Here is a 25,513-nt window from a genome sequence, read left to right as displayed (position 1 = left end):
ATTAGACGGAGGTAAATATGGCTAAGGATATTAAATATGGCGTTGAAGCCAGAAAAGCATTGGAAGCCGGTGTAAATAAGCTGGCTGATACAGTTAGAGTTACATTGGGACCTAAGGGAAGAAATGTTGTACTTGATAAATCATTCGGTACACCGCTTATAACAAATGACGGTGTAACTATTGCAAAGGAAGTTGAGCTTGAAGATGCGTTTGAGAACATGGGAGCACAGCTTGTAAAGGAAGTTGCTACAAAGACAAATGATGTGGCAGGTGACGGTACAACAACAGCTACAGTTCTTGCACAGGCAATGATAAATGAGGGAATGAAGAACCTTGCAGCAGGTGCAAATCCTATAATTTTACGTAAGGGAATGAAGAAGGCTACAGATGCGGCAGTTGAGGCTATTGCAAAGATGAGCGAGCCTATAAAGGGAAAAGATCAGATTGCAAGAGTTGCAGCTATCTCTGCAAGTGATGATGAGGTTGGAAGCCTTGTAGCAGATGCTATGGAGAAGGTAACAAACGAGGGTGTTATCACTATCGAAGAGTCAAAGACTATGAAGACAGAGCTTGACTTGGTAGAGGGTATGCAGTTTGACAGAGGTTATGTTTCTGCATATATGTGTACAGATATGGAGAAGATGGAAGCAAATCTTGATGATCCATATATACTTATTACAGATAAGAAGATTTCAAATATTCAGGATATCTTACCTGTACTTGAAGAGCTTGTTAAATCAGGACAGAAGCTTCTTATTATAGCTGAGGATGTAGAGGGTGAAGCTCTTACAACACTTATAGTAAATAAGCTTAGAGGAACATTCAATGTTGTAGCTGTAAAGGCTCCGGGATATGGTGACAGAAGAAAAGATATGTTAAAGGATATCGCTGTTCTCACAGGCGGTACAGTAATAAGTGAGGAACTCGGACTTGACCTTAAGGATGCTACACTTGCAAGTCTTGGACGTGCAAAGAGTGTTAAGGTTCAAAAAGAGAATACTGTTATCGTTGACGGACAGGGTTCAAAGGCTGATATTGAAAAGAGAGTTGCTCAGATCAAAGCACAGCTGTCAGAAACTACTTCAGAGTTTGATAAAGAGAAATTACAGGAAAGACTTGCTAAGCTTTCAGGCGGTGTAGCGGTTATCAGAGTAGGTGCGGCTACAGAGACTGAGATGAAGGAAGCTAAGCTTCGTATGGAAGATGCACTCAATGCTACAAGAGCTGCTGTTGAGGAAGGTATTATTGCAGGAGGCGGTTCTGCTTATATCCATGCAAGCAAGGAAGTTGAAAAGCTTGTGGCTACTCTTGAAGGTGATGAGAGAACAGGTGCAAAGATCATACTTAAGGCACTTGAGGCACCGCTTTTCAGAATAGTTGAGAATGCCGGACTTGAAGGAAGCGTTGTTGTAAACAAGGTAAGAGAGTCAAGCGAAGGTGTCGGATTTGATGCTTTCAGAGAAGAGTATGTTGATATGGTAAAGGCAGGTATCTTAGATCCTGCAAAGGTTACAAGATCTGCACTTCAGAATGCAAACTCAGTTGCATCTACACTTCTTACAACAGAGTCGGCAGTGGCTAATATCAAAGAAGACGTACCTGCAATGCCTGCAGGCGGCGGAATGGGAATGATGTAATATAAAAATTTTATATTAACAATTTTTAAAGGGCATACTTTGGAAACAAGGTATGCTCTTTTTGTATTTAAATTTTTAAAAATTATGTAAAAAGCTGTACTTGTAATAAAACCAAAGTAATGTTGTATAAAATAAATAACATAAATTCGTTATTGTGCATAATATATTTTTGGCTGAATTAAGAATATAATCTTGTTAAAATGAATTTGAGCAATAGAGAACTTTTGTTAGAGTTTATATTTTGCACATGAGGAGGAAAAATGAAGAGGATATTTAAAATTTCTGTTATTGGATTGATGGCCGTATCTATGTTATCTGTGAGTGCTTGCGGTAAGAAAAACAGTGAAGATTTTGAAACAAAGGTAGAGGCTGCAAAAAAAGAAGAGTCAAATTATGTTGTAGATTCAGATACTTATAAAGAATTCTCAGTTGGAAAAGTAGAGAACGGCATATATACAAATAAAATGTTCAATATAAAAGTTAACGGAAAAGAAAATGAGTATAATTTTGAAAGTGACGATTCAATCAAAAATCAATTCGGATTCAATAATTCCGACAGATCCGATATTGATTCAGTAAAAGAGGTCTTGGATAAGGGTGATGCCTTTGTAGATATGTATGCGACTACACCAAAAAATAAAAGGGCTGTTTCAGTGATGATCCTTAAGTCTGATTCAGACCTTGATACTTTTTTAGAAAAGCAATTAGCGAAATTAGACACAAGTTTAGGTGCGAGTAAGACAACTGTAAATGTCCTTGGAAAAGAAGTTAAAGGCATAAGATACACAATAAACGGAAAAGATTCAAAAGTATATCAAAAACTTGCCTTTATAAGAAGGGGAGAATATATAATGGTTATTCTTTCAGGTGGGATTTATGCAGCTGCTCCACAAACAGGTTTTGATTCAATTGAAATATTGGATGATAAGGAAGAGGTAGAAAGTGCAGAGATAAAGGCTAATTCAAATGAAACAAAAAGCACCGCTGAAAGTGTGGAAACTTCCGGTGAAGATGTTGAACTCCAAATAGGTGAGATAGACAGTGATGTATATACAAATAAGATGTTCGGATTAAAGTTTGACGCAAAGTCAAATAATATGACATTCGTAAGTAAAAAAGAGGCAAATAAAAACTTTTATGATACAGGAAAAGAAGAATCGGATATTACAGCAGTAAAAGAATATCTTGATAAAGGTAAAAAATTTTCTGATATGTATGTTACAGGTGAAAAAGGATCTGTAAGTGTAATGATAAAGAAGGAAGAAAATATAAAAGATACCGATACTTACGCAAACAGAGCTGTAGTAGGAATAAAACAAGGTATGGAGAGAATGGGAATGGAGGTTGAAACACAAAAAGGCAGTGGTGAGTTTTTGGGTGAAATTATGCCTTATGTAACAGTCAGTGCAACTGAAAACGGAGAGACTATATATCAAAAGATAGTATTTTTAAAAGTCGGAAATTATGTCGCAGAGATAACATCATATGCAGAAAGTGAAGAAAAGGCAAGTGAATGCATAGATATGTTTACAAAGCTTGAGGAATAATTAAAATATCAAAGGGGAACTATGGGAAGAAATTTAAAGGGTATTATAAGCGGTATATTACTTGTATCTATGCTGTCTGTAGCAGGATGTAATAAAGGTGAGCGTAATGAAGGCGTGTCTGTTGAAGATGCAAAGAAAGAAAAGAAGAAAGATAAATTTGAGCTTGCATTGGGTGAAATAAGTGACGATGTGTATCTTAGCAAGATGCTTAATTTAAAGTTTGACGCGAAGTCCCACAATATGGATATATATTATGAGGAAGGTCTTATCGGAGAAAATGACGACGCAGTATATGACAGAACCGACATGGATGAGGTAAAAGAAAAGATAGCGGACGGTGCAGTAATCAGCGATATGGGAGCAAGTGATATGGACGGCCTCAGAAGCATCGGTATCACAATAAGTAAGGCTCCGGATTCTAAGACTTTGAATAATTATATATTTGACCGAAAGCGTGAATATGAGGACATGTTCAAAGAAGATGAGGAAGAATTTGACATGATGGAAAAGTCATATGTCAATCTTACGGACGGAAAGGTTGCAGGTAAGAAAATACCCGGTATTGAAATAAAGTCAGTATGGGAACATGACGGTATCAGGGATACGATGCTTTATGAAAAGCAGCTGTTTTTAAAATACGGGGATTATATAGTGACTATAGATGTATCCGCATACGATGCTGATGATGCACAAAGTTTACTTGATATATTTGAAAAGCCTGATGATTCGGATTTTGAAAAAGCGAAGAACAAACCTAAAGAGGATGAAACAAGAGAAAGAAAGTCTGAAAGAAGAGATAAAAGAAAAAGACAGGAGGAAAACAGGAAAGAAAGCAGTGATGAAACGACAGAAGAAAGCAGTGTTGAAGAAAGTAAAGAATATAAAGTATCAACAGGAGATTTTTGTGCAGGTATAGTTGAAGGAAATGTATATACAAACAGTGCGCTTAATATAAAAATTGATATTACAGGTAAACATATGGTCTTTGCATCAGATTATGAAATGGAACTTCTGGGAAGACCGTCCGGTATAGTGTCGGAAGAAGATAAAAAATATTATGTAGATAAAGGTAAGCCTGTGCTTGATATGGTTGCACATGATGTCACATTTGACAATACGGTTCTTGTTTTGCTGGACGGTGATGTGGATTTGTCAAAAGTGGATACAGGTGAGGATTCATATTTTGATAAGGGAGAAGATGCGCATGTAGAAAGAAAAAAAGAAAAGATTAACTTTAACGGTAAGGAACTGTTATGTTTAAGTAAGGTGGAGACTAAAGATAACGGCAGTAAGTATTATGAAAAATACATTATCATACCTTATGGAAAATATACGGCAACCATAGGTATAATGGGAAGCGATGAAGAATTTGTAAAAAATGCATTTAAGATGTTTACAATTGCAGAATAAATTGTTTGGAGGAGACTATGAAGAGAGTTTTAAAATTAGGTATGATAGCGGTTGCTTTATCACTTTGTTTTTCAGGATGCACTTCAAAATCCGATAAAAAATCAGGTGAGACGGTCAGTGAATTCAAAGATGACGACATTTCATTGGGGGAAGTGGTTGACGGAGTATATACAAGCAAAATGCTTGACTTAAAGTTTGACGGAAATACAAATGATATGGATGTAACAGCTGAAGGGGAATTTACAAACAGGCTTGACGGAAAAGTTGTAAAAAGATCGGATATGGAAGCCGTACATGACAGACTTGATAAGGGTTATTATATAAGTGATATGGAAGCTTATGATAATAAAAATAAGGGGAATTATGTAGAGGTGGAGATATATAAGGATATACACCATGAGATGAAAAACGGCTTGGAAAATTATATTGACAATGAGGTAAAAAAAGAAAAAAGTGAGCAAAAAGAGAGGTTTAAAAATCCTAAAGTAGAAAAGACAACAAGGGATTTTCTGGGAGATAAGTTACTTAGTGTGGATGTTATCATAGATGAGGACGGTATAGAATCTGCCGACACCACATTATATAAGAAGATGGGTGAATACTTTATAGAAATTCATGTAAGAGGTGACAGGTCAGAGGATATTGATAAATATTTGGGAATGTTTGAAAAGTACACAGGCTTCAATAACAATGCAAAGAGCAGTAAAGTGGATAAGTCGGATAATGCAGATAAAAAAGCCGATACGGAGTTTTCCAAGGGCGAGTATATAGGTGAAACATATATAAATAAGCAATTTGATATAAGTTTTGATGCAAAGTCAAACGGGTATAAATTTGATGAATTATATAAGAGTGCCACAGAAGCTTACCTTGAAAAAGATATGCTGAAATATATCGGAATGGGCGGCGCACCGGTAGTTGTATATGCAACTAAGGACGGAGATTCATCAAGTAAGTTAGGTATTTCAATAGATGATATTGAAAGCGATATAGATGATTATGTAGATAATGTTATTAAAAGTAACAAGAATTCTCAAAAAACAGAAATGGAATTTTGCGGCAAAGAAGTACCGTGTGTAGAAGTTGAGGCAAAAGACGGTAGCGGAAAAAAAATATACAGATACACAGTTTATATACAGTCAGGAAAATATGTAGCGGTTATTGATTCATTTGGTGAAGATAAGGATGAGGCAAAAAAAGTTTTGGAGTCGTTTACAAGTGTATCAGGCGATACAAATAAAGAATCCGTTGAGGATACAACCGAAGTTAACGACTCTGAAGGTAATCTTGTGCTTGGAAGTATAAGTGATAAAGTTTATTCAAATAAGATGCTTGATATAAAGTTTGATATAAGCAAAACAGGTCTGGAATTTGTAAGTGATGAAGGACTTAAAAATATGGGAAATGACGGTATAGAAAAATCGGATTTAGCTGCTGTGAAGAAGCATATCGAAGACGGCAAATCATTTACAGATATGTTTGCAGTTGACAATACCGATACTACAAAGAGAATCAGTGTTTCGTTGGCAAAAAATGATGTGTTAATGCCTATGGACGAATATTTGGATGCACAAAAAGAGATAATGGAAAGTCAACTTAGTAAAGTCCCTAAAGATCAGCTAAAAAGTTCAGAGGTAAAGAAATCGGATGTATATTTTCTCGGTAAGGAATTATCATGTTTGGATATTTATGTGGATACAACGGTTGGAAAACAGTGTCAGAAATATCTCTTCAGAGTAAAAGATGATTATATGATGATTATAGTATCAAGCGGAAAGGATGAAAAAGAGGCACAGGCCGGATTTGATTTATTTCAGAAATACGAATAAATAATACTAACCTAAATTATCTTAAATAAAAATTAATACAAATCCTAAAGCTTTTATATGTTCTGTCTTGTATAATCAGTACGAAAAAAGTTATATAAAACGGAGGACATTATGAGAAGAAGTTTTAAATTGGTAGTATTGGCTATAGCATCGGTATTGGCTGTAACCGCATGTGGAGGTAACAAAAAGGCTGAAACAACAGTGGGAAGTGAAAGTGTTTCTGAAGCACAAAGTAAAGAAACAAGCGCAGAAGCAGCTACTGAAGAAAAGAAAGATGAAAGCAGCGCAGAAGCTTCAAGTGAAGCTAATATATCTGCAGAGGATTTGGCAGGAGTTACTGCTGATAATGTTTATACAAATAAAGCATTAAATTTAAAGTTTGATGCCACAGCCAATGATATGAGATTAGCAGATCAAGCTGAGCTTGAAGCTATGGGAATTCAGTCTGAAGGAAAACTGGAACTTTATGCTTACAACAATAATTATACTAAAATAGCTATGATAGGCATATTGGATGAAGGTACAGATTTAAAGACCTATATGGATGAGTATATTGAAACAACAAAGAAAAGTAATGAATCCTTAGGAGAGGATGCTTTAAAGATTGAAAGCACAACAACAAAATTAATGGACAAGGATGTACCTGCTATAGTTGCAGATTTAACTATGGGTGGAGTAACTCAGTATACAACTCAGGCTTTTGTTGAGGTTGGAGGAAGAATATATACAATTGCTACAATAACAACAAATGCTGATGAAAGCTCTAAAGGACTTGATATGTTTACAAAGGCGGAGTAAATATTATTTATAATAAAGGGCATACCTTGATAAAATAAGGTGTGCCTTTTTGATTGAACAATTTATTTTTATTTTAATAGGTGATATACTAAAATAAAAAGTATATTTTGTACTCGGGAGGAAAAATGAAGAAGAATTTTAAGCTTATAATTATGGGTGTTGCAGTGCTGTCTGTACTTTATATAACGGCTTGCGCCCGTAAAGATAAAGCAAAAGAGAGTGCACAGGCGGATAAGGATATAGTGGTGATGTCTTTTTCGGATGACAAAAAAAATACTGAGCTTGACGGTAAGCTTGACGGGGATGTGTATACCAATAGTGTATTTAATGTTAAGTTTGATGCAAAAGCTGCAAATATGGAGATAACAAGTGCCGACGAGATTCATGCTATGAGTATAAGCCACAATGATTATTCATTAAAGATGGAGGTACAAAGCGGCGATTCGGGAAGTAGAGTGGATTTTACAGTTTTGGATGACGGTACCGATGTAGAGGCGTACATAGATGAAGATATCTCGACAATAAAAGAGGAAAATAAAGGTCTTGGTGATGAGAATGTTAAAGTGGAAAGCTCTACAATAAACTTTCTGGGTGAGGATGTAGAGTCTCTTCATGCGGAGCTTACTTCGGGAAGTGTGACATATTATCGTACAAAAGTATTTTTACAGTCGGACAACCATGTGGCTGTAATAGAAGTAAATTCACAAGATGCACAGAGTATTGATAATTGTCTCGGTGCATTTACAAAGGCAGAGTAAGTGTTTATAAAGGAGGAAAAATGAAGAAGAATATTAAACTTATAATGGCGGGTATTGTAGTTTTGTCTGCTCTTTCCATAACTGCTTGTGGAGGTAACAAGGCTGATAACAAAGCTGAAAGTAAGACAGAGAGTCCTGTTGCAAGTACTGTAGAAAGCACTGCTGAGCGCACAAACAATGAAGATATGAACGGTACATATGACGGCAGTATATATACCAATAAAGTATTTAATATAAAGTTTGATGCTAAGTCTGTAAATATGGAGATGGTAAGTACCGAGGATCTTAGTGATATGCAGAAAAAGACACATGATGATACATTAAAAATGTATGCACATGACACTGCAAACAGCAGCTCTGTATTATTCGGACTTGTGAATATAACCTCGGATTTAAAGGCATATATAGACGGAAATATAGCGAGAATCAATAAGGATAATGAGGGTGCGGGAGATATTAAGGCGGAAAGTACCACTATAAAATTTTTGGGTCAGGATGCTCCTTGTATAAATGCAAAGTTAACCGCAAACGGTGTTACACAGTATCATACACAGGTGTTTTTAGAGTCTGGAAAGGATGTATCAGTTATAGTTATAAATGCTAAAGACGAAAAGGTTGTTAAAGACTGTTTGAACGCCTTTACAAAAGCGCAGTAACTTGGAGTATATATGTTTTGGGATAAGATAAAAGATGCTTTTTCATCTGAAAAAAGTGTTGATGATAAAAAAAATAAACCTGTTGAAACAGGTAAAAACAGATTTACCATGTTGGTAAGTGGCTGTAAAGATACCGGAAGTATAATACTTGAAGGAGATGTGCACGGTACGGTAGGCAAAGAAGAAGTAACGGTACTTTTTAAAAGTGGAAAAGTATCTCATCTTAAAATTGCGAAGATTGCAGACAGTGCCGGAAATGACTTGGAAATAATAAAAGATTCATATGCAAATATAGGGTTTGAACATATAGACGAGTCGGATGATTTTAAATACGCTTTGCTTACAAATATAGAATTTCAGATAGAATCCGATGTGAATAAGGCGGTGGAAAATCCATATATACTTGGACTTTTATATGAATATGATAATTACTATAAGGATGAAGATTTTGTAAATCTATTTTTCCGTGAGATGGTAAGTGCACATTATCTGTTGCCCATACATATGTCGGGAGATTTTAAGGGCAGCGGAGAGACTGTTTTGAAAAAAGATACAAAAATAAATATTTATGGTATAAATCTTGAAGGTGGTGTGAATGCACTTCCTGTATTTACAGACTGGACTGCTTTGAAAAATTGGGCGGATAAAGGACCTGCAAATTGGAAACAGGAAACTATCATTGTAAGATTCCCGGATATTTTAGGATGTTTAAAGAATGGCGGTGGATTTATCATTAATCCTTACGGTCCGCAGTCGTTCTATATGAATTCGGAAAATATCAATAATATAGTGAATTCACCCGGATATCAAAGCCAATTTGGTGAGGCAAAAATAGAAAGAAAGGTGGCAAAGGGTGGAGAGCAAAATCTTTTAGTATATCCGGCAGATAATGAAGAAGTATCTGCCATAAAAAGGAGATTGATTAATTTTGGAAATACTCACAGTGAGATAAAATTAATAGACATGATGCTGAGGGTGGATGAAGAAGGTATAAAGTCATATCTTATAATAATGGATATAGATGATGAAGACGTCAGAAAATACTATAAAGAAGTTTATGATAGCTGCAGAGATCTACTCAGAGAAGTGGTATATCTTGATTTTGCTACTTTGGAGCAGGCGGATTTTGCAAAGAATATGATGACCAAACAACCTTTATATAAAAAGAATTAAAGTAATTCTTAATGATTACCGAAGGGGATTTAAAAAAATATTTACATTTTAATCACATTGTTGTAATATCTTATCAGAATTTAGTCACAGTTAGATTCTAGAATACTCGGAAATTATTTATTACACGGAGTGATGAAAATGAAGAAAAATATTTTTATTCCTATATTATTTTTATCGGTAATGATGACTGCCTGCAGTGGCGGAACTCATGTCGAGACAACTGCCTCACAGGCGGAAACAACTGTAGCCAAGACTACTACCGAAGTACCTACTACAGAGGAGACTACCAAACAGGCGGAAGTTATACAGGAAGAGACACATGCCGAAGATGATATACAATATTACAGAGGCAGAAAAGAAGATTCAGTATATACAAATGAGGTTTTTAATATCAAGTTTGATGCGCCTGCAAATAATTACAAGATGGAGAGCAGAGATAATATCGCTCAGATGAGAGATATTTTCATAAAGCAAGCCGGTATGACACAGGAGGAAGCGGATGAAAGTATATATATGGATTTATACGCTACCAGTGAGAACGGAACCGGAGTCAGCAATGTAAATGTTGTTATTGAAAAGATGGGTACACCTTTTGAAACTGAAACCGAATTGGAAAATGTAGTAGCCAAACTACAGGAGCAGTACAAAGCTTCAGGAATGGTAAATGTCAGTGTTGAGAGTGCCAAGGCAATGTTTAACGGTAGAGAAACCATAGCAATGAGCGCTACAGATACAAGTGGAGATTATACTGTGTACAGAAAGCAGATTTATATAAAGTCCGGAAACTTTATGGCGATTATTACAGCAAGCAGTACTTCTGAAGAAAAAGCACAAAAATGTTTGGATGCATTTACATCATTAAAGTAAATTTTAAGAGTATAGTTTATATAAAATATAGGCTATACTTTTTTTATTGCTTTAATTTATCGCTATAATAGTTTAAAATAAAGAGGAATTCTTTTAGATTAAGAGGGATAAAATGAGAAGATGGCAGACTTCAGAGTCCATAACGGTCGGGTTGTTCTTGGCACTTTCCGGAGGTTTTATGGATGCTTATTCATACATAAACCGTGGAAAAGTTTTTGCCAATGCCGAAACAGGTAATATTATATTGATGACATTAAAAATATGTGAAGGAAAGTTTTTAGAATCAATAAATTATCTTATACCCATAACATCCTTTGCCATAGGCGTGGCAATATCGGAAATAATAAAGCAGAGAAAAGAAAATATTAATATGATACACTGGAGGCAGATTCCTTTAATGCTTGAAATATTTGCATTTATTGTTGTGGCATTTTTACCGCAGGATATGAACCGAGTTGCCAATTCCATAATATCTTTGGTATCGGGAGTACAGTTTGCCACATTCCCTAAAATAAGAGATGTTGTAATAGCAACTACAATGTGTACCGGAAATTTAAAGAACGGAACACAGAATCTTTATCGTGGAATCAGTAAAGGTGATAAGTTATCTATAGAAAAGGGTTTATATTATTATATATGTATTTTGATATTTATCACAGGTACAGCTTTAGGATATTTTGCCGTAGGGCTTTTTAATGAAAAGGCTATTTTGATTGCTGCAGTAATGCTGACATTGATTTTTTTAATGATGTTCAAGGAATTTGAAAATTGATATTTGAAAGGGGTTTTTTATGTATTTTGCAAAGGAAGACAGATATGAGAAAATGAAATATACTCATTGTGGTAACAGCGGATTAAAATTGCCGTTGGTATCTCTTGGACTTTGGCATAATTTTGGAGATCATTCCAATCTTGAAAGTATGAAGGATATATTGTTTACGGCTTTTGACAACGGTATCACTCATTTTGATCTTGCAAATAACTATGGTCCTGCACCGGGAAGTGCCGAAAAGAATTTCGGAATTATCTTAAAAGAGGATTTCGGAAAGTACAGAGATGAAATGATCATAAGTACAAAGGCCGGATATACCATGTGGGATGGTCCTTACGGAGATTTCGGCAGCAGAAAGTATTTGATAGCAAGTATTGATCAGAGCTTAAAGAGAATGGGGCTTGAATATGTGGATATATTCTATCACCACAGAATGGATAAGAATACACCGCTTGAGGAGACTTGTGGTGCTTTGGCGCAGATAGTAAACAGCGGTAAGGCATTATATGTCGGAATCTCAAACTATGACGGTGAGACTTTGGAGCAGGCTGCAAAGATTTTAGATGAACTGAAGGTTCCTTTTATAATAAATCAAAACAGATATTCAATTTTTGACAGAACTATTGAAAATAACGGATTAAAAGATATTGCAGGTAAATTAAAGAAGGGCATCATATCCTTCAGTCCTTTGGCACAGGGACTTTTGAGTGACAGATATCTAAACGGAATACCTTCCGACAGCAGAATAGTAACAGATGGAAGATTCTTAAATGAGAATAATCTGACAGCAAATAAACTTGATGCTATACGAAGATTAAATGATATTGCAAAAGAAAGAAACCAGAGCCTTGCACAGATGGCACTTTCATGGGTACTTAAGGATGAAGTTATGACCTCTGTACTTATAGGCGCATCAAAATCTTCACAGGTACTTGATAACATATCCGCTATAGAAAATACTGTATTCAGTGAAGAAGAATTAAAGAAAATAGATGAAATAGTGAAAGAAAATGAATAAGAAGGTTCTTATTAAGCTTTTTCTTTCAACACTTTATTTGAGCGCATTTACCTTTGGCGGGGGCTATGTCATAGTTACATTGATGAAGAAAAAGTTTGTAGATGAATATCATTGGATAGAAAATGATGAGATGCTTGATTTGGTGGCTATCGCACAGTCTGCACCCGGAGCTATAGCAGTAAACGGAGCTATAGTGGTCGGGTATAAGATTGCAGGGATACCGGGGGTTATGGTGGCGATATTTGCCACTGTCATTCCACCTTTTTTAATTATTTCCGTTATATCTATGTTTTATATCATATTCAGGGAAAACAGGTTTATTGCATATATGCTTGAAGGAATGCAGTCGGGAGTGGGGGCTGTAATTGCTTCTGTAAGCTTTCAGATGGGTACAGGAATAGTAAAGAAGGGTTTTTTAAATATTGTTATAATGGCAACAGCCTTTTTTCTCAGCTTTTGTTTAAAAATAAATGTAATATATATTATATTACTCTGTATTGTGGCAGGAGTTGTAAAGACCTTATTATCCAAAAATGTGGAGGAAAGTAAATGATTTATTTAAAATTGTTTATAAGCTTTTTAAAAATAGGCGCCTTCAGTTTTGGCGGAGGCTATGCTGCAATGCCCATCATTCAAAGTGAAGTGGTGGATACATATAAATGGCTTACTGTGGAAGAGTTTACAGATCTTATTACCATATCACAGATGACACCCGGACCTATTGCGATAAATTCAGCTACCTTTGTGGGTATCAGAATAGGTGGAGTAGTTGGTGCCGCAGTTGCTACTTTAGGCTGTATACTTCCATCTACCATACTCCTTATTTTTTTGGCGTGGATGTATAAGAAGTATAAAAAATTGAATATGATACAGTCTATACTCTCCGTTTTGAGACCGGCTGTGGTAGTTATGATTGCAATATCGGGTATAAAGATATTAGAGTCGGCATTTGGAATAAATGGGTTTTCTATGGAAAATTTCAAAATTCATATGTTGGCTATATTTATTATATGCATGGTGCTTTTATTAAAATACAATAAGAATCCGATATTTGTAATGGTATTGGCAGGTTTATTAAATCTATTTTACAATGTATTATTTCTATAAAAATATGAACTGTTGTAATTGTGGATTTCTTGATTGATAATTGACTTGCAGATTGTTATATGTGAAAAAATAAAGAATTGATTTAGGGAGCAAAAAAATGATTAACAGGCTTATCAATGAACTTATGGCTTACGGTATGCGTGAGTATCTTGTGGATGAAGATGACAGAGTATATATTACAAACAGATTGCTGGATCTTTTCGGTCAGATAGAATTTGAAGAAGAAGAGGTGACCGAAGAAAGAGCACTTGTGGATATACTCTCCGATATGTGTAAGTTTGCCTATGAAAAAGGTATTATAGAGGATAATACCGTGACAATAACAGATCTTTTTGATACAAAAATTATGGGACAGCTTACGCCTATGCCTTCAACCGTAAGAAGAATGTTTAAAGAGATATATCATATAAGCAGTAAACTTGCTACAGACTTTTATTATAAATTCAGCAAGAGAACAAATTATATACGTACAGACCGTATTGCAAAAGATGAAAAATGGGTTACCGAAACGGAGTACGGACCTATAGATATTACTATTAATCTTTCAAAGCCTGAAAAGGATCCGAGAGATATTGCAAAAGCAGGACAGGCAAAGAAATCAGGTTATCCAAGCTGCTTACTTTGTGCGGAGAATGAAGGTTATGCAGGGCATTTCTCACATCCGGCAAGACAGAATCTTATAGTAATTCCCATCTCTCTTGACGGAGAGGATTATTTTTTGCAGTACTCACCATATGTGTATTACAATGAGCATTGTATTATATTTAATAAACAGCATAAGCCTATGAAGATAGATAAGGCTGTATTTAAAAAGCTTTTAGAGTTTGTAAAGCTTTTCCCTCATTATACAGCAGGTTCAAATGCGGACCTTCCTATAGTCGGAGGTTCTATACTAAGTCATGACCATTTTCAGGGTGGCGGCTATGTATTTGCAATGGCCAAGGCTCCATATGACAGAAACTTTGTGATTCCGGGATATGAGGATCTGATTGCAGGTATTGTAAAATGGCCTATGTCGGTTATAAGACTGCAGGGTAAGGATATTGACAGGATTGTGGAGGCTTCCGATCATATCTTATCTTTGTGGAGAGGATATACCGATAAGGATGCATTTGTATTTGCAGAAACTGACGGTACCATGCATAATACTATTACACCTATTGCAAGAATGCATGGAGATCTGTATGAGATAGATTTGGTGCTTAGAAATAATATCACAACTGATGAGAGCCCATGGGGGGTATATCATCCTTCGGCAGATCTTCACCATATAAAAAAGGAGAATATCGGTCTTATCGAAGTAATGGGACTTGCGGTTCTTCCTGCCAGACTGAAAAAAGAAATGGCTCTTTTAGAGGAATATATCCTTTTAAAGAAAGATATAAGAAGTAATGAGGAGCTTAAAAAGCATGCAGACTGGGTGGATGAATGGATCAAAAATTATGATATAAATGCTGAGAATATACATGGTATTATTCAGGATGAAATCAGTAAGGTGTTTGTAAAGGTTCTTGAATGTGCAGGAGTATATAAGAGAGATAAAGACGGTCAGGAAGCATTTGACCGATTTATAAAAACTTTATAATGTTTAAAAGAAAAGGTTTTATACCGAATATTTCTTTTGTGTAAATACAGGGCTGTCAATATTGGCAGCCTTATATATTTGTTGGAATTAAATTCTTAATATTTTTATAAATCATTAAAATTGTTGTTATAAACTGTAGTCGCAAATAATATATAATGAAGGCAATATTCTTAAAACTTATATAAAAACTCGATTGGATAATATTAAAAAGTATTTAGCATAGTAGAAGGTGATAATATGAGAGAAAATAAAAATTATTATAAGAAAAAAATATATCTTGTCATATTGATTGTAACAATTATTCTGGGATTTCAAAGTCTTTATGAATACTATAAAGTTAAGATAGATGATCCTATTCAACTGATTTCGGCTGTATTATACGGCATTATAAAGTTGTTTTTATTTGCACCGCCGATATCTCCGGGGGATAATACAACTATTTTTTATGAGCTGGCAAAGTGGCTTGCACCAATACTTACATCCACCTTTGTATTTACGAAGATTTCAACTACTCTGCTACATCTAAAGAATATAGTTTTTAATAAAATAAGCGGCAATCATATTTTAGTATTTGAAAACAGCTTTATAGGTGAGACACTCATTAATAATTTGCTAAATGAGAAAAACTCATATAAGATTTCTCTTATTTCAAAAAAGTTTATTGATGATAATTTAAAAAGTAAATACGAGAAAAAGGGCATAGCTACATATCAGCTTGATTTTGAAAACAGTGACAGAAATGAGATAAAAGAAGTTTTTTCCGCTTTAAATATCAATAATGCAAAGTATATCTTTTTTTGTTCGGAGAATGATTTGGAAAATTATGCTGTCTACACCAATGTTATAAAAAGAATCAAGCCCAAGAGGCATATAAACTGCTATATAAAATGTGAGTCTAAGACTGTATCTTCATATATTGAGGATATGATAAGCCTTGAAAGAAAAAATGAAGAGAAACTGAAAAGAATAGATACCATACATTTTGATCAGACAGATTTGACTGTCAGAATGTTAATATCCGATAAATGTGTAAGACAGAGTATTTCAGCCAATATGGAGGGGCTTTGTGATATAGGAGAGAATTGTTCGGTAGAGCTTATAGAAAAAAATATAAATAAAATGCATATACTCATAATAGGTATAAATGAACTTACAATTACTTTACTAAAGCATATTTCAAATGATATGACTATGTCATTAAATGAAAATACCAAGGTCAGCATTATAGATACGGATGCCGCCAACCGTATGAGAGAACTTTTATACAATAATGAGGGCTTAAAAAAATCTTTGGATATAGAGGTAATGAATCTTGGCTTTGGAAAAAATGCCATAAATGAACATTTAAGAAATATAAAAAATGATGATAATTTATCAATTATATTTTTAATGAATGAAGATGTGGTTAAGAGTCTTAAAAATCTTAAGATAATTGACGGGTATTTTGAGTCTGTACCAAAGATAATAAGAAATGTATCAAATGTGGATTTAAGCTATATACTTCCTAAAAATCAGGATAAAATCCGAATCTTCGGTGATGTTTCACAGATTATGACAGGTGATGTAATGATAAGAGAGTCACTTGATAATCGTGCAAAACAGTTTAATGAAAGCTATAATAAATCTTCCGTGGCGGCAGGTATGGGAGAAGGGCAAAAATGGAATGAACTCTCCTATGTAAAGAAGAATTCTTCAAGATTATCCGCATCACATGACAGAATAAAGGAAGAAATAGTAAGAAAAGTATTTTTTTCTAAAACGGAGGAAGAGATTGTCGATTATCTAAATAAAAAGTTTGAAGAGTTCAGTGATTTGCAGAAAAACCGAAGGGAAAATCCTGAAAAATTCAAGCAGGAATTTTGTAAATATTTAGAAGAAGCTCCATTACTTGATTTTTTATCAAGGCTTGAACATAAGAGATGGTGCAACAGCTATTATGCAATGAATTTTAAGTATGGAGAGAAAAAGGATGAGAACTTAAAGACACATCCATGCCTTATAGACGATTGGGATATTATAAAAGGGGAGAAGTTTGAAATCTGTCATCCCGAATATGATTTATTGTCGGTATTTACTCTCTTTCAAAAGGAGGAATAGAAATGGAAAAAGAGCAAAGGCATAGAAAGCCGTCTGATGAAATGCAAAGAGCGGCCTATGAATATAATGAAAAAAAGTATAAATATGATGCTTTTATAAGTTACAGACATGTAGAGCCGGATCAAAGCATTGCCAAACAGGTGCATCAGATGATAGAGACATTTAAGCCTCCAAAGGAGTTCTATGAAGACGGTAAAAAACCTACCTTTAGAGTGTTTCGTGACAGAGAGGAGCTGGCGGCGAGGGATCTGGGTGCTTCCATAGAAGAGGCACTTGAAACAAGCAGATATCTTATAGTTATATGTTCCAAAAGAACACCTTTATCAGACTGGTGTCAAAAGGAGATAGAGACCTTTAAAAGCTTACATGGAGATGAGAGAATAATACCGGTACTTATAGAGGGTGAGCCGGATGAGTCTTTCCCGCAGGCACTTAAGGAGCTTAAGCGTGGGGATAATGAGAGTCTACAGGATGTACTTGCAGCCGATATAAGACCTGATGAAATACTTAAGGCTGATTTTAGCGGATACGAAAATCTGCAAAATAATAATATTTCAAAATTAAAGGAGCTTACAAAGGAATCCTTAAAATTATTAAAAATTGAAAAATACAGGATAATGGCAACAATACTCGGTTGTAGTTTCGGAGACCTTAAGCAAAGGGATAAGGAGAGAAAAAACAAGCTGATTCTGACCGTATCCTCTATGGCGGGAGCGGTATTTTTGATATTCGGGCTGTTTATGGCAAATGCTTATCAAAAGGCGGAGCTTGCAAGGCAGGAGGCGGTGCAGTCAAATACCGGAATATTGATGAAAACTGCCAAAGACTTTTTGAGGGAGGGAGATTATATCAAGGCGGTATTGGTGGCAAAAGAGGCTATGCTTCCTATAAAAAAGGATATGAAGTATTATGATACTTTAAAAGCTGAGGAGTTTTCAATATTTAATAGTACCATATATCATAGTGGTGCTTCCACATTGACAAATATATCCACAAAAAATAAATTTACATATATGGCAATAAGTGAGGATGAAAAATATGTGGCATACGGACTTGATAATAATGACACCGCCATAGCAAGTGTAGAAAACGGAGAGGTATTAAAAAGATTTACAGGGCATACCCAACAGGTCAAATTTGTTGCATTTTCAAAGGACGGAAAATATCTGGCATCATCCTCTTTTGACAGTACCTGTATTATTTATGATATAGAAAGCGGTGAAGTGGCGGCAAAGCTTGAGATAGAAGGTATACCTATGCTTGCCAGATTTTCCGAGGATAATACCAAATTGTATTATGTTACGCTTGTAAATGACGATACCTGCTTTTATGTATATAATACCGATACCTGGCAAAAGCAGGGGGGTTTTGTGATCAACGGTCAGGTAAAATATGCCGATATAAAGCGTGACGGAAGTGAGATTTTGATAGCTCTGGAAGATAATACAGAGGATCAGCTTACAAGAAGAAAAATGGAAGATGGTAGCATAATAGATATTATACCAAGGATAAAAGGCATAGCTTTAGAGCAGGATGAATTTGATAAACCATATATAGCGGCAAGTTATTCAGCCGACGGCAAGAATATAATACTGCTTACAGAGGGTGATATTATGAAGATCTCACTTGAAGATAAAACGGAAATATTTAAACAGGATATTTATATCAGCCCAAATGATACAAGGGTATTAACTGAAAGTTACAATGGAGAAAAAATTGCGGTAAAAGCAGGTACACAGGTATATATTCTGGATGGAAACAGCGGTGAAGTAGTGGATGAAATATATTTTCCGAAAGTGAATATGAGATATTTTGCCTATAACTATGATACAAATACTGTGGTAGGTTTTGGAGAAAACGGAAATTATTCTATATGGAAGGATAAAATAATAGTTGAGAATAATTTAAGCTATGGAGGCGGAGTTCCTATAGAATTTATATATTTAAAAGACGGAAGTAAGATACTTGCAAACTCACATGAAAGTCAGACAATAAAGATAATTGATTTAAAATCAAGAGTTTTATCAGAGCCTATATATGCAAGAATAATAGCAAACTCCGATAATTTTTCACATATGCTGCTATTTGACGGAAGCGGTTTTGTTCTTTCCGATGATGACGGAAAGACAAGTAAAAAAATCAATCCTGATGAACCGACAACCTATGGCATTATGTCAAATCCAAAATATAACAGAATATCAAATGACGGCAGATATTATGCCTATATAGGTATGACAAAGGATAATTTATCAACTGCAAAGCCGATATTAAAATTGTATGATGTTCAAAATGATATAAATAAGCAGTTGGTTATAAATAATACTTCGACAGCATTTGTTTTCAGCAATGATTCAAAGCAAATATTGCTGCTTGACAGTGTAGAAGGACTGAGGATATATGATACGGAAAGTTTAGAACTGATAAAAAGCTATAATAATATAAAGGATGAATCGGGAGTCATAAAATTACTTATAAACTCCGAAATCCTTGTGATAAACAGATTTGCAGGTATAGCCTCCGTGTACAATCTTGATACTAATGAACATATAGTAGATATTCCGGGAGAGGTAGTAAATATACAAAAATCTGATGGTGGAATAAAATTAAGGGGAATACAGAATAATACTGCATTTTATTGGAGCGACAAGGACGGTTTAAGTAAATGGGAAATGGATGAGACATGTGCAGAAACTGCATTAAGTTTTAATGATGTCAACCTATATAATGAAGATGCAGATATACTGATGATGATAAGAAATAATGAAACGGATAGAAAATGTTATGTGGTTGACTTTTCAACCGGAAGACTGAATATGACACTTAGTCCATCGGTAAAGGATTATAATGTAAACGGTCATATTTCACCTGAAGGTAGGCTGATAGCAATAGATCAAAACTATTATGTAAATTTTGATAAAGACAGTACAAAATCCCAATACTATATGGCATCTGCAGTATATAAGCTTTTAAATGAGGATGAGGTAAATGCTGAGATAGAGGGTATTATTGCAGGAAGAAAACTCTCACAGGAAGAGAAGGTCCAAATAGGTATAATTGCAAAATAATATTTTTATAAAAAATACTGCCACAGCTTTTTAGCGGGCAGTATTTTTATTATATTTTATTTTTTTTTAAAAAGTTTTGCAAAGAACCCTTTTTTCTTAGGCTCTGTTTTTACAAGCTTTCCACCTTTGACACTCTTTATATCAGATATATATATGCCGCTTACTACAGCCTTTACCTCTGTCTTTAGCGGTATAGAGGCAAATACTTTTTCATCCGCCATCAAGGTCATGATTTTAGGTCCGACTTTTGCTTTTACAATAGGAACCTTGGTCCATTTAAGATACCAAGGGGTTTGTTCATATACAATCTTGGGTAAACCCGACTCTTTTATTTTCAGTTTCTTTTTATCTATAATAAGCATTGAAACCGTTTGCTTTGCAGCTTCCATAGCGGCTTGAGATTCCACCTGTCTGCTCTCCATCTTTCTTCCAAAGAAGTAAAGGGCAACCAAAGCGACAATCAATATAACCAGTATGACAATAAGAATTGTCAAAAATATATTCACTTTTAGTTCCTCCAAAAAATAAAAATTGTGAAGTATCACTGTCGTCAATTATATCAAAATCTTAACAATTTATCAACAATTTATCAAGATATGAAAGGTATCTTGTTAAGAACAAGAATTATTAAATGTACATTTTACAGTAAAAAAATACATTTAAAGGCTTATTTATTTGTAAGCCTTTTAAATCCTTGTATGGCAAAAACCGTATTTAAGGTTTATAATTTAATAAAATCGGCAGACAGTGAGGATGTGATATGGATTTTTTGCGAAAAAAGCTTTTTATATATTTTTTTATAGTGGAGTTATTATCAATACTGCTTGCTTTTTTATCTTTTGTTTATATAGCAGGATTTGAGTATATTTATGGGATAATCAGGCAAAATATGGCTGCTTTTATAATATCATTATTTTTTATATTTATTTTTATAATCTTGATTGCTGTTATTGCAGGGAATTTTATTATTAAAATTATTATTAAGGATTTAAGCAGCTGTATATCAGAGGGAGCAGAAAACGGTCAAAAAGTCAGAAAAGATTATAAATGGCTTTATATGATTCTTGAAGAAGAGAGGAATAAAGAAAAAGAAATTTACAATAATAAAATCAATGATTTAAAGCAGCGGATTAAAAGGCTTGAATATGACAGAAAAAAGGAGATAGATCCTGAAAGCTTTAAACAATTTATTAAAGGTATAGATGAACTTACAAAGACGGAAAGAAAGATATTTGATTTGCACAGGGAGGGATACAGTGTTCAGGAAATCCTTGATATTGCAAAGATAAAAGAGAGTACATTAAGATATCATAATCAAAATATTTATGCCAAATTATCCGTAAGTTCCATGAAGATGATGCTCAGATACTGTGCTTTAATGGAAAATGAAAAAAAGCTATAAATACAGTTGAGTAAAAGTGTCGGGGCAAATTTTATTCCGAGAGCGGTATTTTGGTGTAGAATTGCCCGATGGTATCAATTGAATAACAAACATTTATTCACTATCCACTGAATAGTTTATGTTTTGGATGCAGATTCCCCTATAAATAAGAAGATTTATAGGGGGCTTTTTATTTGTATAGATTATAAAATCTATTTTATAAAAAAGATTTTAAGGAGGGTATATGAAGTATAAAAGAAATCTTATATGGTTGATATTGATAATTGCAATGTTGATGGCTGTGGGCTGTAAAAAAAATGAGGAAACAAAGAAGGAAGCAGAGATAGAGGAAAGTCAGGAAACAAAAGAATCTAAAGCTGTTAAGGAGAGTAAGGTAAAAAAAGAGAAACAAGAAAAAAAATCAAAAAAGCCGCATATTCTTCTAAATGAGATGAATGAGCATGCCTATGATTCGTATGAGGGTGAATATTTATACAACTTAAGAAGTATAAAAATCAGCTTAAAAGAGGAGGAGGGCTTTGATTCTCTCAGAAAGGTAATAGAAGAGTATAATGAAAAAATGGAAGAAAAGTATGCCGGAATGAAAGAAGATATGGATTTTTTCGGTAAGCAGGAAATTGAAAACAGGAAGGACGGATTTAATTCGTCTATACTCAAAGATATTGTAAATACCTATATAATGAGATCTGATGAAAGCATTGTAAGTATATTAAACTATGAAGAGTACAATCATACCGGTGCAAAAACTATGTATTCCCGTGAATCCTATAATTTTGATACCCGGACAGGAAAAATCTTATCTTTTTTGGATGTGGTAAAGGATGATGAGAGCTTTTTTGAATTGGTGGATGACTTGGCAAAAAAGGATTATCAGGAGTCCAATATTACAAAGCCCTCAGAGTATGTAAAGGGGCTTAAGGAAAATGATTATAAAGACCTGGTTTGGACAGTAAGTCCGGAGGGAGTTACAGTGTATTTTGATACAGGAACACTGGGAAGCTTTACTGACGGACCTCAGGTTATTACTATATGTTTTGATGAGGATGATGCTTTGTTTGAATCAAAATATGTCAATAAAGAAAAGGACTATGTTTTTCCTATTCTTGCAGACAATATGACCTTGCATCTTGATACAGACGGTGACGGAGAGAGAGAATCGGTATATGTAAAGAATAAATATGAACAGGATAAAGAAAGCCTCGATATATATACTTCAGGCTTTGAGGTATTTGTAGGAGATAAAAGAAAAACTTTTACGGACTCTGAGGGAAGTACATATATAGTAAAAAAGTCAGGTAAGTATTTTATGTATGTATTTGAAGGGGAATCGGAGATTTCTATCCTTACAACTCTTGACCTCTCCGATTTAGAAAATGATGATGTTAATTTCAGCTATTTATCTCTTTTAAGCAGTGATTACAGCTTTGAGGCTGAAGATAATGTGGAAATTTATACATACATAGAAGAGACATTTACAGATACCGATACATTTATGGTTGATGAAGTGGGCTATGTATTAGGTACAATTATGACTGAAAGAGAATGGTATGTAGGAGATGAGGGCATACCGATGGCAAAAACTGAAAGAGCAAAGGTTAATATGCCCTATGTAATTCGTACATTAAGAGAAGTTGACTGTAAGGAAGTTGATAAAGACGGAAAAGAAAAAAAGTCTGCCTCTATACCTGAGGATTCATATTTGCTGTTTGTGTACAGTGATAATGAAAGCTATGTGGATGTGCGGATTGTAGACAAGGATGATGTGGAAGTTTCAGAGTGGTCTGATGTTGAGCGCTATTTTACACTGAAGGATGAAAATTTGCCGGACTATGATGGAAATTGTTACAGAATCACATTGGATAGCGAGGGAGATGAGATTTCATATACAATAGACGGTGTGGATATAACTGAAATTTTTGAAGGTATTTTATTTGCCGGATAAGGATTTAATTTTAAGGAGATTTTATGGTATTTAAAAACAAAAAATATTTTTGGCTTACAGTATTGATGATTTTAATGATATTTGTATCAGCGTCCTGTAAGAAAGAGGAGGAAGTAATAAAGGAAAGCAAAGAGCGGACAGAAAGTACTGAAGATAAAAAAGAAAATAAAAAGGAAGTCGGCTCTAAGAAAAAGGAAAATACCGTATCTAAAAAGCCCCATATAATTTTGGAAGAAGTTCATGACGGGAATTTTGATATGGAAAACTACAGATATTTATATACAATGAGCAGCGTACATTTTAAGCTGAGGGAAGAGGATAAAGAATTTGAATCTCTAAGAAATGCCCTTAATGAATATAATGATATGGTGGATATCAGGTTTAAGGAGATAAAGGAGGAACTGGAAGAGTACAGTCAAAATGATAAAGACAGCGAGTACCCCGCTACGACAAGATATATTGAAACAAAGAGTTATGTAATGAGGGCGGATGAGGATATAGTCAGTATACTGAATTATGAAATAGAGGAGCAGGGAATCAGACATCCGATTGAAACAAGAACATCCTATAATTTTGACACAAAAACAGGTGAACAAATAGAGCTTAAAGATATGGTAAAAGATAGAGAAGCATTTTTAAATCTGCTGGATGAAATGTCGGAAAAGGATTATAAGGAGCTTGAAATCACGAAGCCTTCCACGTATTTAAACGATTTTAATCAGGGTGATTTTACAGGTTTGACATGGACTGCCAATGCCGAGGGAGTTACATTTTATTTTGATACATATGCTCTTGGAAACTATGAAGAGGGGACACAGATGATTACGGTATATTTTGATGATGCCAAAGATATATTTGAACCCAAATACATTAGTAAGGAAAAAGATTATGTATTCCCGATTTTACACAGTGATATGACATTGCGTCTTGATGTTGACAATGACGGTGAAAGAGATATGGTCTATGTAAATAATATTTATGAGGAGCCGGATGAAACAGGTGAAAAATACACAGTGGGCTCTGTAGTGGTAAGAGGGGTTGATACACTGGAGTTTGAAGGATTCGGTTCAGAATCATATATTGTAAAAAAAGACGGAAAATATTATATGTATCATTTTACGGCTGAAGAAGGTGATATAAACGTACTTTATAAAATAGATCTTGATACACTTAATAAAAATGAAAAAGAATACCGGTTGTTAAGCTTATCAAGGAATTCACTATATAAGGAAAATGAAGAGGATGGTGGAAGCTATAAGATATTGGAGGAAACTCTTACAGATCCGGATTCATTTATTATGGAAACGACTTTTGATCTTTTAAGTACTGTAACCGGTGAAAGAGAATGGTCAATAGGTAAGAGCGGATATCCGAGAGAAAAGGATGATGCATATAAGATTATAGATAGAGTCGTTTTACGCACAAAGTCGGATATTTCCTGTAAGGAAGTGGATACCGACGGAAATATAAATGGAGATGCTATAATACCGGCAGAATCATATATTCTTTTTATAAAAAGTGATGCAAAAGAATATATGGATGTAAGAATTATCGATAAGAAATATGTGGAAGATAAAGAATGGGATGGGATGGATAATAAATACTTCTCACTTAAGGACTATACTCTTTTAGACTATGATGGTGACTGTTACAGGATCAGTGTTGATTTTGGGGATAATGAATGGATGGGCACTGTGGATGGAGTGGATATTGAAGAACTTTTTGAAGGTATACTTTTTGTAGGATAAAATTTTATTTAAAATTATTTTATTTTCATATATAATGAGGGGTAAAGGGGATTTTGCCCCTCATTGCGGTGTATAACCGCTGCAAGCTTAAAATTTACAGAG

20 protein-coding genes are annotated in these 25,513 nt (G+C 34.5%); 19 read left to right on the top strand and 1 reads right to left on the bottom strand.

What is annotated here, in order from left to right:
• Positions 1-17 precede the first annotated feature (17 nt).
• The 16 genes from groL (at position 18) to EHV10_RS13360 (ending at position 20,319) form a co-directional block, all read left to right on the top strand.
• Positions 18-1,637, top strand: a complete 1,620-nt coding sequence (gene groL / locus EHV10_RS13435) for a chaperonin GroEL (protein ID WP_128675090.1) — start codon at positions 18-20, stop codon at positions 1,635-1,637.
• A gap of 260 nt (positions 1,638-1,897) precedes the next feature.
• Positions 1,898-3,184: a hypothetical protein gene (locus tag EHV10_RS13430; RefSeq protein WP_128675089.1), complete on the top strand. Its 1,287-nt coding sequence runs from the start codon at positions 1,898-1,900 to the stop codon at positions 3,182-3,184.
• Between the two features lie 21 nt (positions 3,185-3,205).
• Positions 3,206-4,594 (top strand): hypothetical protein, encoded by a 1,389-nt coding sequence (locus EHV10_RS13425; RefSeq protein ID WP_128675088.1) that lies wholly within the window; start codon positions 3,206-3,208, stop codon positions 4,592-4,594.
• Between the two features lie 17 nt (positions 4,595-4,611).
• Positions 4,612-6,423, top strand: coding sequence for a hypothetical protein (locus tag EHV10_RS13420; RefSeq protein ID WP_128675087.1), 1,812 nt, complete (start codon positions 4,612-4,614; stop codon positions 6,421-6,423).
• Positions 6,424-6,534: 111 nt separating this feature from the next.
• Complete coding sequence (locus tag EHV10_RS13415; RefSeq protein WP_128675086.1) at positions 6,535-7,221, top strand: hypothetical protein; 687 nt, start codon at positions 6,535-6,537, stop codon at positions 7,219-7,221.
• A gap of 125 nt (positions 7,222-7,346) precedes the next feature.
• The gene (locus EHV10_RS13410) at positions 7,347-7,979 is read left to right on the top strand and encodes a hypothetical protein (protein WP_128675085.1); all 633 of its coding nucleotides are present in this window, start codon (positions 7,347-7,349) and stop codon (positions 7,977-7,979) included.
• Between the two features lie 20 nt (positions 7,980-7,999).
• Positions 8,000-8,635, top strand: a complete 636-nt coding sequence (locus EHV10_RS13405; protein WP_128675084.1) for an acyl carrier protein — start codon at positions 8,000-8,002, stop codon at positions 8,633-8,635.
• A gap of 12 nt (positions 8,636-8,647) precedes the next feature.
• Entirely contained in the window at positions 8,648-9,808 is a 1,161-nt protein-coding gene (locus tag EHV10_RS13400) for an enhanced serine sensitivity protein SseB C-terminal domain-containing protein (RefSeq protein ID WP_128675083.1), read from the top strand.
• 138 nt (positions 9,809-9,946) lie between these two features.
• Complete coding sequence (locus EHV10_RS13395) at positions 9,947-10,675, top strand: hypothetical protein (RefSeq protein WP_128675082.1); 729 nt, start codon at positions 9,947-9,949, stop codon at positions 10,673-10,675.
• A gap of 112 nt (positions 10,676-10,787) precedes the next feature.
• Positions 10,788-11,447 carry a YoaK family protein gene (locus EHV10_RS13390; RefSeq protein WP_128675081.1) on the top strand — a complete coding sequence of 220 codons (660 nt, stop codon included), beginning with the start codon at positions 10,788-10,790 and terminating at the stop codon, positions 11,445-11,447.
• Between the two features lie 19 nt (positions 11,448-11,466).
• Positions 11,467-12,465 carry an L-glyceraldehyde 3-phosphate reductase gene (gene mgrA / locus EHV10_RS13385; RefSeq protein ID WP_128675080.1) on the top strand — a complete coding sequence of 333 codons (999 nt, stop codon included), beginning with the start codon at positions 11,467-11,469 and terminating at the stop codon, positions 12,463-12,465.
• Positions 12,458-13,018 carry a chromate transporter gene (locus tag EHV10_RS13380; RefSeq protein ID WP_128675079.1) on the top strand — a complete coding sequence of 187 codons (561 nt, stop codon included), beginning with the start codon at positions 12,458-12,460 and terminating at the stop codon, positions 13,016-13,018. The genes mgrA and EHV10_RS13380 overlap by 8 nt, the downstream gene beginning before the upstream one ends.
• Positions 13,015-13,572, top strand: coding sequence for a chromate transporter (locus EHV10_RS13375; protein WP_128675078.1), 558 nt, complete (start codon positions 13,015-13,017; stop codon positions 13,570-13,572). The genes EHV10_RS13380 and EHV10_RS13375 overlap by 4 nt, the downstream gene beginning before the upstream one ends.
• A 97-nt stretch (positions 13,573-13,669) precedes the next feature.
• Positions 13,670-15,157 carry a UDP-glucose--hexose-1-phosphate uridylyltransferase gene (locus tag EHV10_RS13370; RefSeq protein WP_128675077.1) on the top strand — a complete coding sequence of 496 codons (1,488 nt, stop codon included), beginning with the start codon at positions 13,670-13,672 and terminating at the stop codon, positions 15,155-15,157.
• A 237-nt stretch (positions 15,158-15,394) separates the two neighbouring features.
• Positions 15,395-17,254 carry a hypothetical protein gene (locus EHV10_RS13365; RefSeq protein WP_128675076.1) on the top strand — a complete coding sequence of 620 codons (1,860 nt, stop codon included), beginning with the start codon at positions 15,395-15,397 and terminating at the stop codon, positions 17,252-17,254.
• Between the two features lie 2 nt (positions 17,255-17,256).
• On the top strand, positions 17,257-20,319 hold the full coding sequence (locus EHV10_RS13360) for a toll/interleukin-1 receptor domain-containing protein (RefSeq protein ID WP_128675075.1): 3,063 nt from the start codon (positions 17,257-17,259) through the stop codon (positions 20,317-20,319).
• A 56-nt stretch (positions 20,320-20,375) separates the two neighbouring features.
• On the opposite strand, the gene EHV10_RS13355 is transcribed toward EHV10_RS13360, so the two are convergent.
• Positions 20,376-20,825 carry a hypothetical protein gene (locus EHV10_RS13355; protein WP_128675074.1) on the bottom strand — a complete coding sequence of 150 codons (450 nt, stop codon included), beginning with the start codon at positions 20,823-20,825 and terminating at the stop codon, positions 20,376-20,378.
• Positions 20,826-21,079: 254 nt separating this feature from the next.
• On the opposite strand from EHV10_RS13355, the gene EHV10_RS13350 reads away from it, so the two are divergent.
• The 3 genes from EHV10_RS13350 to EHV10_RS13340 all read left to right on the top strand — a co-directional run bounded on the left by EHV10_RS13350 (position 21,080) and on the right by EHV10_RS13340 (position 25,411).
• The gene (locus tag EHV10_RS13350) at positions 21,080-21,721 is read left to right on the top strand and encodes a helix-turn-helix transcriptional regulator (protein ID WP_128675073.1); all 642 of its coding nucleotides are present in this window, start codon (positions 21,080-21,082) and stop codon (positions 21,719-21,721) included.
• A 223-nt stretch (positions 21,722-21,944) separates the two neighbouring features.
• A complete protein-coding gene (locus EHV10_RS13345) occupies positions 21,945-23,663 on the top strand; it encodes an RsiV family protein (RefSeq protein ID WP_128675072.1) in 1,719 nt (572 codons plus the stop codon).
• 23 nt (positions 23,664-23,686) lie between these two features.
• Positions 23,687-25,411, top strand: a complete 1,725-nt coding sequence (locus EHV10_RS13340) for a DUF3298 domain-containing protein (protein ID WP_158609924.1) — start codon at positions 23,687-23,689, stop codon at positions 25,409-25,411.
• Positions 25,412-25,513 lie beyond the last annotated feature (102 nt).

The sequence above is a fragment of the Lachnoanaerobaculum gingivalis genome, assembly GCF_003862475.1.
GTDB classification, from domain to species: domain Bacteria; phylum Bacillota; class Clostridia; order Lachnospirales; family Lachnospiraceae; genus Lachnoanaerobaculum; species Lachnoanaerobaculum gingivalis.
This window is presented reverse-complemented; position numbering and strand designations above follow the sequence as displayed.

What these genes read in the sequence shown, in the direction of transcription:
- EHV10_RS13420 (WP_128675087.1), top strand. Translation starts at nt 4,612, where the DNA reads ATGAAGAGAGTTTTAAAATTAGGTATGATAGCGGTTGCTTTATCACTT.
- EHV10_RS13365 (WP_128675076.1), top strand. Translation starts at nt 15,395, where the DNA reads ATGAGAGAAAATAAAAATTATTATAAGAAAAAAATATATCTTGTCATA.
- EHV10_RS13340 (WP_158609924.1), top strand. Translation starts at nt 23,687, where the DNA reads ATGGTATTTAAAAACAAAAAATATTTTTGGCTTACAGTATTGATGATT.
- EHV10_RS13375 (WP_128675078.1), top strand. Translation starts at nt 13,015, where the DNA reads ATGATTTATTTAAAATTGTTTATAAGCTTTTTAAAAATAGGCGCCTTC.
- EHV10_RS13410 (WP_128675085.1), top strand. Translation starts at nt 7,347, where the DNA reads ATGAAGAAGAATTTTAAGCTTATAATTATGGGTGTTGCAGTGCTGTCT.
- EHV10_RS13400 (WP_128675083.1), top strand. Translation starts at nt 8,648, where the DNA reads ATGTTTTGGGATAAGATAAAAGATGCTTTTTCATCTGAAAAAAGTGTT.
- EHV10_RS13345 (WP_128675072.1), top strand. Translation starts at nt 21,945, where the DNA reads ATGAAGTATAAAAGAAATCTTATATGGTTGATATTGATAATTGCAATG.
- EHV10_RS13350 (WP_128675073.1), top strand. Translation starts at nt 21,080, where the DNA reads ATGGATTTTTTGCGAAAAAAGCTTTTTATATATTTTTTTATAGTGGAG.
- mgrA (WP_128675080.1), top strand. Translation starts at nt 11,467, where the DNA reads ATGTATTTTGCAAAGGAAGACAGATATGAGAAAATGAAATATACTCAT.
- EHV10_RS13360 (WP_128675075.1), top strand. Translation starts at nt 17,257, where the DNA reads ATGGAAAAAGAGCAAAGGCATAGAAAGCCGTCTGATGAAATGCAAAGA.
- EHV10_RS13380 (WP_128675079.1), top strand. Translation starts at nt 12,458, where the DNA reads ATGAATAAGAAGGTTCTTATTAAGCTTTTTCTTTCAACACTTTATTTG.
- groL (WP_128675090.1), top strand. Translation starts at nt 18, where the DNA reads ATGGCTAAGGATATTAAATATGGCGTTGAAGCCAGAAAAGCATTGGAA.
- EHV10_RS13370 (WP_128675077.1), top strand. Translation starts at nt 13,670, where the DNA reads ATGATTAACAGGCTTATCAATGAACTTATGGCTTACGGTATGCGTGAG.
- EHV10_RS13430 (WP_128675089.1), top strand. Translation starts at nt 1,898, where the DNA reads ATGAAGAGGATATTTAAAATTTCTGTTATTGGATTGATGGCCGTATCT.
- EHV10_RS13425 (WP_128675088.1), top strand. Translation starts at nt 3,206, where the DNA reads ATGGGAAGAAATTTAAAGGGTATTATAAGCGGTATATTACTTGTATCT.
- EHV10_RS13395 (WP_128675082.1), top strand. Translation starts at nt 9,947, where the DNA reads ATGAAGAAAAATATTTTTATTCCTATATTATTTTTATCGGTAATGATG.
- EHV10_RS13405 (WP_128675084.1), top strand. Translation starts at nt 8,000, where the DNA reads ATGAAGAAGAATATTAAACTTATAATGGCGGGTATTGTAGTTTTGTCT.
- EHV10_RS13390 (WP_128675081.1), top strand. Translation starts at nt 10,788, where the DNA reads ATGAGAAGATGGCAGACTTCAGAGTCCATAACGGTCGGGTTGTTCTTG.
- EHV10_RS13415 (WP_128675086.1), top strand. Translation starts at nt 6,535, where the DNA reads ATGAGAAGAAGTTTTAAATTGGTAGTATTGGCTATAGCATCGGTATTG.